This window comes from Streptomyces sp. NPDC060209 (assembly GCF_042728155.1).
GTDB lineage: Bacteria > Actinomycetota > Actinomycetes > Streptomycetales > Streptomycetaceae > Streptomyces.
On record NZ_JBHWZS010000319.1, the window covers coordinates 1 to 10004 of the forward strand.

The 10004-nt window shown below is 69.1% G+C and carries 10 protein-coding genes and 2 rRNA genes; 2 read left to right on the top strand and 10 right to left on the bottom strand.

All coding sequences use genetic code 11. From position 1 onward, the window contains the following. Positions 1-453: 453 nt before the first annotated feature. Both ACFWFI_RS36460 and ACFWFI_RS36465 read left to right on the top strand, forming a co-directional pair. A complete protein-coding gene (locus tag ACFWFI_RS36460; RefSeq protein ID WP_387398947.1) occupies positions 454-1239 on the top strand; it encodes an ECF subfamily RNA polymerase sigma factor, BldN family in 786 nt (261 codons plus the stop codon). A 209-nt stretch (positions 1240-1448) separates the two neighbouring features. Continuing rightward, complete coding sequence (locus ACFWFI_RS36465) at positions 1449-2645, top strand: DUF5667 domain-containing protein (RefSeq protein ID WP_387398949.1); 1197 nt, start codon at positions 1449-1451, stop codon at positions 2643-2645. Positions 2646-2789: 144 nt separating this feature from the next. Here ACFWFI_RS36465 and ACFWFI_RS36470 read toward each other — a convergent pair whose 3' ends face one another. The 10 genes from ACFWFI_RS36470 to ACFWFI_RS36515 form a co-directional block, all read right to left on the bottom strand. Continuing rightward, positions 2790-3839 (bottom strand): lysophospholipid acyltransferase family protein, encoded by a 1050-nt coding sequence (locus ACFWFI_RS36470; RefSeq protein WP_387398951.1) that lies wholly within the window; start codon positions 3837-3839, stop codon positions 2790-2792. Positions 3840-3855: 16 nt separating this feature from the next. Further along, positions 3856-4926 carry an NAD-dependent epimerase/dehydratase family protein gene (locus tag ACFWFI_RS36475; protein ID WP_387398962.1) on the bottom strand — a complete coding sequence of 357 codons (1071 nt, stop codon included), beginning with the start codon at positions 4924-4926 and terminating at the stop codon, positions 3856-3858. 241 nt (positions 4927-5167) lie between these two features. After that, positions 5168-5266, bottom strand: a complete 99-nt coding sequence (locus ACFWFI_RS36480; RefSeq protein ID WP_003948845.1) for a 30S ribosomal protein bS22 — start codon at positions 5264-5266, stop codon at positions 5168-5170. Positions 5267-5375: 109 nt separating this feature from the next. Next, positions 5376-5588, bottom strand: coding sequence for a helix-turn-helix domain-containing protein (locus tag ACFWFI_RS36485; protein ID WP_158070919.1), 213 nt, complete (start codon positions 5586-5588; stop codon positions 5376-5378). A gap of 128 nt (positions 5589-5716) precedes the next feature. Then, positions 5717-6532: a phosphatase gene (locus ACFWFI_RS36490; RefSeq protein ID WP_387398954.1), complete on the bottom strand. Its 816-nt coding sequence runs from the start codon at positions 6530-6532 to the stop codon at positions 5717-5719. 97 nt (positions 6533-6629) lie between these two features. Then, positions 6630-7802 carry an acetoin utilization protein AcuC gene (locus tag ACFWFI_RS36495; RefSeq protein WP_387398956.1) on the bottom strand — a complete coding sequence of 391 codons (1173 nt, stop codon included), beginning with the start codon at positions 7800-7802 and terminating at the stop codon, positions 6630-6632. After that, the gene (locus tag ACFWFI_RS36500) at positions 7771-8973 is read right to left on the bottom strand and encodes an MFS transporter (RefSeq protein WP_387398958.1); all 1203 of its coding nucleotides are present in this window, start codon (positions 8971-8973) and stop codon (positions 7771-7773) included. The genes ACFWFI_RS36495 and ACFWFI_RS36500 overlap by 32 nt, the downstream gene beginning before the upstream one ends. Positions 8974-9015: 42 nt before the next feature. Then, on the bottom strand, positions 9016-9663 hold the full coding sequence (locus tag ACFWFI_RS36505; protein WP_387398960.1) for an HAD family hydrolase: 648 nt from the start codon (positions 9661-9663) through the stop codon (positions 9016-9018). A gap of 72 nt (positions 9664-9735) precedes the next feature. Then, positions 9736-9852: ribosomal RNA gene (gene rrf / locus ACFWFI_RS36510) — 5S ribosomal RNA — on the bottom strand. 79 nt (positions 9853-9931) lie between these two features. After that, positions 9932-10004: ribosomal RNA gene (locus ACFWFI_RS36515) — 23S ribosomal RNA — on the bottom strand; the annotation flags it as partial.

Below are 10004 nucleotides of genomic sequence, written 5' to 3' on the forward strand. Positions count from 1 at the left end.
GGGGTGTCCTGGCCGACGACGGCGACGGCGCGGCGCAGGTCGGCGTCGGCGAGTTCGCGCAGGTCCACGGGGTCGCCCGATTCCGGCACGAGCTCGATCGCGCCCTCCTGGGGGTCCCAGAACCCACGCCCGGAGACGTACACCCAATCGAGAGCGGAACAACGGGCAGGGACACCCATCGCTCCGGCCAGTCGCGTTACCTCCCGGCGACCACAACCCGTCGCCGCCGCAGGCAGATCCCGAAGCTATTCGATCAATAACTGGTCACGATGTGCCACTTGAACCGTCACTTAGAGGTTACGGAAGCGACGTAACCGGTGATTTGAGCAACTGGGTGTAGCACCGCCTGTACGAAGCGTTATTCTCCTCAGACGCACAAGGAGCCCGCCACCCGCTACCACGAGTGATGGTTTTCGAACTGCACGTGATGGAAGCTCTGCCTCTGGGAGTCCCGTGTACCCACACGTCGGGGTTGACACCTCGGGCCTGGCTACGCTCCGCGCAACGGTCATCGACCGCTTGCGCGGTTTCGTCCCCACCGCGTACGCCGTCCCCCAATTTGCCACCCCTGTACCTGCCGGCCCTTGCTACGCCTTGGCCGAACGCAGCGCGGCCGTCGGAAGACGCAGCAACCGCGGCGCCGCCGCTGCTGCGTCATCGGCTCCCGCCCGCCGTCCGGCAGCCGACAGCGACAGCGCGCGCATGATGGATCTCGTCGAGCGCGCGCAGGCCGGTGAGGCCGAGGCCTTCGGCCGCCTGTACGACCAGTACAGCGACACCGTGTACCGGTACATCTACTACCGCGTGGGAGGCAAGGCGACAGCGGAGGACCTCACCAGCGAGACGTTCCTGCGCGCACTGCGCCGCATCTCCACCTTCACCTGGCAGGGCCGCGATTTCGGCGCCTGGCTGGTCACGATCGCCCGGAACCTGGTCGCCGACCACTTCAAATCCAGTCGTTTCCGACTGGAAGTGACCACCGGCGAAATGCTCGACGCCAACGAGGTCGCGCGGAGCCCGGAGGACTCCGTACTGGAATCCCTCTCCAACGCCGCACTGCTGCAAGCCGTACGCCGGCTCAACCCGCAGCAGCAGGAGTGCGTGACCCTGCGATTCCTGCAGGGTCTCTCGGTCGCCGAGACCGCCCGGGTCATGGGGAAGAACGAGGGCGCGATCAAAACCTTGCAGTACCGAGCAGTGCGAACACTCGCACGACTCCTCCCGGACGACGCCCGCTGACGTCACCATCCGTGACGTGCTCGTGACACACCGATCGGATCATCCTCAGTCCGTAACCCATCTGCCGCGCCACTCGTTGTGCCGGATGCAGGCCCCCTGTCGCCACACCTGACCGTTTCCACTCGCTCGATCGTGTGGAAACGTCTCCGGTGGGCAACCTTCCGGACCCTCAGGGGAGTCGACCGTCATGACGAGAGGAGGTGCCGCCAGTGATCGCAAACGTTTCGGCACACCGGCGGGCGAACGCCTTCGCCCAGGCCCTGGAGGAGCAGTCCCCCCAGGGTGCGGCGGCCGTACAGCCCGAGGACCCGGCCGAACCGGCCGACCACGGAACGCTGTTGGCCCTGGCGAACGGCCTCGGTGAGCTACCGGAGCCGGAATTCGATCCCGAAGTCAAAGTGGTGCAGCGAGCCCAGCTCGTCGCGGCCATGGAGACCATGTTCGCCGAAGGCGGTGCGTCCACGGGCCCTACCGTGCCCGAACAACGGAGCAAGGGAGCCCACCGGGCCTCCCCGATCCGGAGGCTACGTCCCCGCTCCCGCTGGGCGAAGGGCCTCACCGCGGGCGGGCTCACGGTCGGTGTGGCCGCGGGAGCGTTCGGCGGAGTGGCCGCTGCCAGTTCCGACGCCCTGCCGGGTGACTCCCTCTACCCGCTCAAGCGGGGCATGGAGGACATCAGCCGCGGCATGGCCGACAACGACGCCGACCGGGGCGAGGCCTACCTCGACCAGGCGTCGACCCGTCTCAGCGAAGCCCGCCGGCTGATGGAGCGGGGCCGCTCGGGCGAGATGGACCACGAATCGATCGGCGAGGTCAGGCGCGCACTCGACGGCATGACGCACGACGCCACCGAGGGCCACCGCCTGCTCCACACCGCCTACGAGCGCGACGGCTCCATCGGCCCCATCCAGACACTGGACTCCTTCTCCCGCTCGCACCGCGCGAGCTGGAGCAGCCTCCGCGACCGGCTGCCCGTCCAGCTGACCGACGTCCGCGACAGGGTCAGCTCCGTCTTCGAGGCCATGGACCAGGAAGTCGCACCGCTGAAATCGCTGCTGCCCCGCACACCGGGCAGTGAAGGGGGCGCGCCGCCTGCCGACTCCACGCAGGAGGACCGGGGTTCCGCGACCCCGGACCGCAGGACTCCCTCCTCCTCCGCGGCGCCGGACGACAGCGCGTCCACCAGCACCGCTCCGGAGCCCTCCGGCTCCGGCAGCAGCTCGGCGGACGGGCTGCTCGACGGCGGCACGGACGGCCTGTTGGAAGACCTCCCGACGGACGGCACCACCCCGTCGTCACCGGGCGGCACATCCGGCACATCCCCCTCACCGGACGTCACCCTGCCGCCGCTGCTCCCGGGCCTGTTGCCCGGCCTGGGCATCGACAGCGAGGACGTCGAACCGTAGGGGCAACCGCACGAGGAGAGGGGCGGTCCCGACCGGACCGCCCCTCTTCCCGTGCCGCAGGTCCTCGTACCGCAGGTCCTCGTGCCGCGGGTCCTCGTGCCGCAGGTCCTCGTACCGCAGGTCCTCGTGCCGCGGGTCGTTCCGTCAGAAGAAGACCGACCGGCGCTGCACCAGCAGCTTGTAGAGCGTGTGCTGGATCTGCTCCCGCACCTGGTCCGTCAGGTTGAACATCAGCATCGGGTCCTCCGCCGCCTCCGGCGGATACCCGTCCGTGGGAATCGGCTCCCCGAACTGGATCGTCCACTTCGTCGGCAACGGCAGCGCACCCAGTGGTCCCAGCCACGGAAACGTCGGCGTGATCGGGAAGTACGGGACCCCCAGGACGCGCGCCAGCGTCTTCGAGTTGCCGATCATCGGGTAGATCTCCTCCGCCCCCACGATCGAGCACGGCACGATCGGCACCCCGGCCCGCAGCGCCGTCGAAACGAACCCGCCCCGCCCGAAGCGCTGCAGCTTGTAGCGCTCGCTGAACGGCTTCCCGATGCCCTTGAAGCCCTCCGGCATCACCCCGACGACCTCACCGCCCTGCAGCAGCCGCTCCGCGTCCTCCGCGCACGCAAGGGTGTGCCCGGCCTTCCTCGCAAGCTCGTTGACCACCGGGAGCATGAAGACGAGATCGGCCGCCAGCAGCCTCAGATGCCGCTCGGCCGGGTGGTTGTCGTGCACCGCGACCTGGAGCATCAGTCCGTCCAGCGGCAGCGTCCCGGAGTGGTTGGCAACGATGAGCGCCCCGCCGTCGGACGGGATGTTCTCGATGCCCTTCACCTCGACCCGGAAGTACTTGTCAGCGAGCGGCCTCAGCATCGACATGAGGACCTGGTCGGTCAGCTCCTTGTCGTAGCCGAACTCGTCGACGTCGTAATCACCCGTGAGCCGGCGCCGCAGAAACGCGAGCCCGCCCGCGATCCGCTGGTCCCATCCGCTCCCGGGACCCTCCCTGCCGTCCTGGGAGGCGGTACCTGCGGTCTCAGCGGCCCCTTCCGGCACCTGGCCGCCCGGCAGGGCGCTCACGGGCGCAGGACCGGACGACGACGGCGTCTGGACCCGGCCGCCGCCCGGCAGCACGCCTCTGCGCCGCCCCGCGCCGGAGCGCGAACGGTCGTCGTCGAAGGGAATGACCTTGGCGTCCGCCATCGTCGGTCGCGCTCCTCTACCTGGCGCCGTGCGTCGAATGTGTACTGCCTGCCGGCAGCCCGGGGAGCGGCAGCTCGGCCAGCCTCCCGACCGCCCTGCCCACCCTCTCGGGAGGCAGCAGCCCCGGTCCCCGGCTCCGCGCGAACTCCGCGAAGGTCTCGGCCGTTGTGAACTCGGGACTGAATCCCAGCGTCTCGCGCATCTGTACGGTCGAGACCACCCTGCCGTGGGTGAGCAGCCGGATCTGCTCCGGCGAGAAGTCCGTCATGCCGATCGTACGGAGCGCCGTTCCCACCCAGGTGACGGCCGGCAGCAGCACCGGCACGGTCGGCCGTCCCAGTCTGCGCGAGCACTGCGAGAGCAGCAGCACACCGTCGCCCGCGATGTTGAAGGTGCCACTGTTCAGCGTGCCGCGCCGTGGTTCACGGGCGGCGATCTCCAGCACGTCGACGACGTCGTCCTCGTGGACGAACTGCAGCCGGGGGTCGTAACCGAGGACCGTGGGCAGGACCGGCAGCGTCAGATAGTCGGCGAGCGGCGAGTCCGGCTCGGGGCCCAGGATGTTCGCGAACCTCAGCACGCAAACGGCCACGTCCGGCCTGCGGCGCGCGAAGCCGCGGACGTATCCCTCGACCTCCACCGCGTCCTTGGCGAAGCCACCGCTGGGCAGGGACTTGGGCGACGTCGTCTCGGTGAAGACCGCGGGGTCACGGGGCGCGGAGCCGTACACGTTCGTGCTGGACTTGACCACGAGCCGCTGGACCGACGGGGACTTCTGGCAGGCGCCGAGCAGCTGCATCGTGCCGATGACGTTGGTCTCCTTGACCGTCGTCCGGCCGCCCGCGCCGAGCGCCTTCGCCGAGACGTCCAGATGGACGACCGTGTCGACCGAATGCTCGGCGAGGACCCTGGCGATGGCCGACTGCCGGATGTCCGCCAGGACGAATTCCGCGTCGCCCAGCTGGTGCCCGGGCGAGACCGCGTCCACGGCGATCACCCGGTCCACGCCGGGGTCGCGCTGGATACGCCGCACGAAACGGCCTCCCAGCTGCCGGGCCGCACCTGTGACGAGCACGATCTTCCCCAAGATCAGCGCCTTCCGTCGATCGTTCACCGAGCGGGGTCTTCCCCTGGCCGTCACCGTAGTCGGTGGATGTTGCCCTGTGATGACCCCAGGCGGGCTTTACCGAACCGATGGCGCGAATACCACTGGATCCGCCGCACCACTCCGGAGCCCGGAACACCGGCCCGGGGCGCCGGCCCGGGAATGCACCGAGGCCCTCCCGCCAGGACGGCGAAAGGGCCTCGGACTCACGAACTGCGTTCGCTTACTTCTTGTTGCGACGCTGAACGCGCGTGCGCTTGAGCAGCTTGCGGTGCTTCTTCTTGGCCATCCGCTTACGCCGCTTCTTGATAACAGAGCCCACGACTACCCTCGCTCACTTCTCTTCACTGGTGCGGGGCGTCTGGGCCCACACGACCTACGTCGGCCTAGCCTACCCGCCACCGGGTGAGGGACGTAATCCGAGGGCAACGTCAGGCCGACTCCACCCCCACGAAGGACTCGCGAAGATACTCGTGAACCGCTTGCTCCGGGACCCGGAAAGACCTTCCCACCCTGATCGCCGGCAGATGACCGCTGTGCACCAAGCGGTACACGGTCATCTTCGACACCCTCATGACCGAGGCGACTTCCGCCACGGTCAGAAACTTGACCTCGTTGAGAGGCCTCTCACTGTCAGCAGCCATGACCCACCTGTACCTTCCGCACGAGACGCGCACCGGCTTCCCCTCCGGTGACTCTTCGTCGTTGTGCGCTCACTCCCCAGATTAGGGGCGGGTGATGCGAGTGGGGAAGAGGTGAGACGATCGGCCGCCTACTGTGACAGACAGGCCTGATTGAGCACATACCGAGTAAGAGGCCGGTAGTAGTCCTCCCGCACGCCGTCATCAAGCGGAACGGCGACGGACACCCGCCCCTCCGCCTCACCCACGAACAGCGCGGGGTCGTCCGTATCCGCCAGCCCGATGGCCTCGATGCCCAGCTGACCTGCCCCGCAGACCCAGCCGTGGTCCCCGACGACCAGCTCTGGCAGCACCCCCCGGGCCTTCACCGCCTCCTCCAGCACCGCCCGAACCGGCAGCGGCGAGTGGGTGTGTGCGCCGGTCGCACTCCCGGGGACCCGCACGCCCGGTTCGCGCACCAGCGCGACACCTTGTACGTAGTCAAGGTTGTACGTACGTACGCCGAACCGGGTCGTTATGTCGACACATCGGCCCTGCGCGGGGGTGAGCACCGCGCACCCGGCCGCCGACAAGGCGTCTGCCAGACCGGCGTAGAACCCGAGCAGCCGATGCGGATGCCCCGTGCCGAACAGCACCGGAGCCCGTCTCTCCGCAGCCCCGGCGAGGCGCTGCGCGAACGCGTCCAGAGCGGCCAGCGTCCGCTCCGGATCGATCACATCCGGACCCGACACATGATCAGGATCGTCCGATACCCCGCACTTGTCGGCCATCAGCCGCAGCAGGTCACGCTCCCCCCAGGAACGGTCCGGATCGAGTCCGAGCAGCACACGAGGGTCCCTCGCCGCGAAAAGCCGATAACTCCGCAGGCTGGTCTCCCGCGGCGTGGCCACGGGCCCGGCGAGCCGGGCCGCCAGCAGATGAGCGCGCAGCGCTCCGGTGCTCAACACCCTCCCGATGCTCCCGCACCGAAAGCATCCCGGGGCCGGAACCCGGATACCGCCCCACCGTTGGCGTAACCCTGCTCAGGCGTTGGCGCGACCCTGCTCAGGCCAGCAGCCCCCGCAGCGGGAACGCCGACCTCCGGGTCGCCAGCACCGCCTGGTCCAGCCGGTCCGCGGGGTCGTACCCGTCCTCCCACGGCTTCCACGACGGCGTACGGCCGTCGGTCATCCGGGCCGGGCCCAACTGCCGTGTACGGGCATAGACCTCGTCCCGCCACGACGCCGGAATCACCGACTCCGGGTCCACCGGCGCATGTGCGGCGATCCCCACGAGATGGGTCCAGGACCGCGGCACCACATCCACCACCGCGTAACCGCCCCCGCCCAGCGCCACCCAACGCCCGTCCTCGGCGTAGGCGTGGGCCAGATCATGACAGGCCGTCATGACAGCCCGCTGGGCGTCCAGCGACACCGCGAGATGCGCCAGCGGGTCCTCGAAATGCGTATCGGCCCCGTGCTGGGTCACCAGCACCTGAGGCCGGAAGTCCTCCAGAAGCTCCGGCACCACCGCGTGGAACGCCCGCAGCCACCCGGCGTCGCCCGTACCCGCCGGCAGCGCCACATTCACCGCACCGCCCTCACCCGCCCCCGCACCGGTCTCCTCCGGCCAGCCGGTCTGCGGGAACAGCGTGCGCGGATGCTCGTGCAGCGACACGGTCAGCACCCTGGGGTCCTCCCAGAACGCCGCCTGCACCCCGTCCCCGTGGTGCACGTCCACATCGACGTACGCCACCCGCTCCGCACCGAGCTCCAGCAGCCGGGCGATGGCGAGAGCCGGGTCGTTGTACACGCAGAAACCCGAGGCGGCCCCGGGCATCGCGTGGTGCAGCCCGCCCGTGAAATTCACGGCATGCCGGCTCTCCCCGCGCCACACCGCCTCCGCGGCCCCCACCGAGAGCCCGGCGATGAGCGCGGACGCCTCGTGCATCCCCGCGAAGGCGGGATCGTCGACCGTCCCGATCCCGTACGCCTGGTCGGCCGCGCCCGGATCCACGGACGCCGCCCGGACGGCCGCCACGTAGTCCTCGCGGTGCACGAGCCGCAGAGTGGAGTCCCCCGCGGACTTGGCCGACCGGACATCCACCGACCCGTCCAGCCCGAACGCCCGCACCAGGCCCATCGTCAGAGCGAGTCTGACCGGATCCATGGGGTGACTGGACCCGAAGTCGTATCCCGTTACTGCCTCATCCCACATCAGCTGCGCGCGCCCGCTCATGCCCGCCACCGTATCGGGCGGGTTCCGCGCCGAACGACCGGGCGTACACGAGCGTCGCCAGGACCAGCACCATGGGCACGAGCATCGCGCCGCGGTAGCTCCACGCGTCCCCGAGCGCCCCCACCAGCGGCGACCCCACGAGGAAACCCACATAGTTGAAGACGTTCAGCCGCGCCACGGCCACATCGCTGGCCCCGGGGAACATCCGCCCCGCGGCCGCGAAGGTCTGCGGCACGATCACACACAGGCCCAGCCCCAGCAGCGTGAAGCCGAGCATCCCCCACCAGGCCCCCGGCGCCACCGCCACCACCGCGAACCCCACGGCCGCCAGCACGCTCCCGCCCCGCACCACGGCCACCGCCCCGAACCGCCGCACCCCGAGGTCGCCGACCGCCCGCCCCAGCAACGTCGTCACCATGTAGACGTTGTACGGAACCGTCGCCAACTGCTCCGAGCTGCCCAGCACGTCCTGCAGGTACTTCGCGCTCCAGTTGGAGACCGTCGAGTCCCCGATGTACGCGAACGCCATCACCAGGCAGAGCGGCAGCAGCAGCCTGAACGGCACCGACGCACCCTGACCGGGCTCGGCCGCCACCACGTCCCCGCCTGCCTTTCCCTCCGCGTACCACCGGCTCCCGATCAGAGCCGCGGGCAGCAGGACGACCACCGCCGGCAGATAGGACACCAGCAGCGACAGGTCCCAGTGCGCCCCCGCCCATGCCATCGACGCCCCGGCGATGCCTCCAAGGCTGTACGCGGCGTGGAACCCGAGCATGATGCTGCGCCCGTACGCCCGCTGGAGGCTGACGCCCATCATGTTCATCGAGGCGTCCAGGGCCCCGACCGCCAGTCCGAAGAAGCCGAGCGCGAGGGCCACCTGCCAGAGCTCACTGCCGGCACCCACACCGAGCAGGGCCAGCAGCACGACGGGCTGCGCCCACCTGAGCACGATCCCGGGCCGTACCCGCGCGACCACCTTCTCGGTGGCCACGCTGGCGACCCCCGCCAGGACAGGCACCGCGGCCAGGAAGACGGGCAGCAGCCCGTCGGATATCCCGTACCGGTCCTGAATGGCGGGGATGCGCGTCACGAGCAGCGCAAAGGTCACCCCTTGCACCAGGAAGCTCAGAGCGAGCGAGGCTCTGCCGTACCGCAACCGCGCATCCGTCATGGCCGCGAGCGTAGAGCCCGGATCTACCGCTGGGTAGATGGATCAGGCGAGCAGTTCGGGAAGCTGCCTCATGTCGGAGAAATGCCCCGCGACACCGCTGAGCCGGTCCGCCGGCATCATCGAGGTGAAGCCGTACACGTCCATCCCTGCGGCGCGGGCCGCCTCGACGCCCAGCGGGCTGTCCTCGATCACGACACACCGCTCGGGGGCGACACCCATCCGTTCGGCTGCGTGGAGGAACAGGTCCGGGGCCGGCTTGCCCTGCCCGACGTCCTCGGAGCTGAAGATCCACTCCTCCTCGAACCACTGGTCGAGCCCGGTGTTCCGGTGCCCGGCCGCGATCTTCTGGTGGCTTCCGGACGAGGCGACGCAGTACGCGACCCCGTCGGCGACGAGCGAGCCCAGGAGCTCGTCGACTCCCTCCACCGCGGCCAGTTGCTCCTGCTGGAACGCGGTCAGGGTGCGCCGGTGGAGCTCCTCGTCGAAGTCCGCGGGCAGCTTCTCGCCGGTCCGCTCCTCCACGAGGTCGTGGACCCGGTGGATCGCGGCCCCCATGTAGTCGCGGAGGGACTCCTCGTACGAGGTGGGGTGGCCGAGCTCGGTGAGGTAGCCGGCCAGGACGGTGTTGGAGATCGGCTCACTGTCGACGAGCACGCCGTCGTTGTCGAAGATGACCAGTTCGTAGCGCATGGTTCGACCCTAGACGCTCAGAACGCAGAAAAGCCCCGTGCCACAAGGGCACGGGGCTTTCCCGGAATAATTGTTCGGCGGCGTCCTACTCTCCCACAGGGTCCCCCCTGCAGTACCATCGGCGCTGAAAGGCTTAGCTTCCGGGTTCGGAATGTAACCGGGCGTTTCCCTAACGCAATGACCACCGAAACACTATGAAATTAACCAACACCGGATGAAAACACGGCCGTTCGTTATTTCAGAACTAACACAGTGGACGCGAGCAACTGAGGACAAGCCCTCGGCCTATTAGTACCAGTCAGCTCCACCCGTTACCGGGCTTCCACATCTGGCCTATCAAC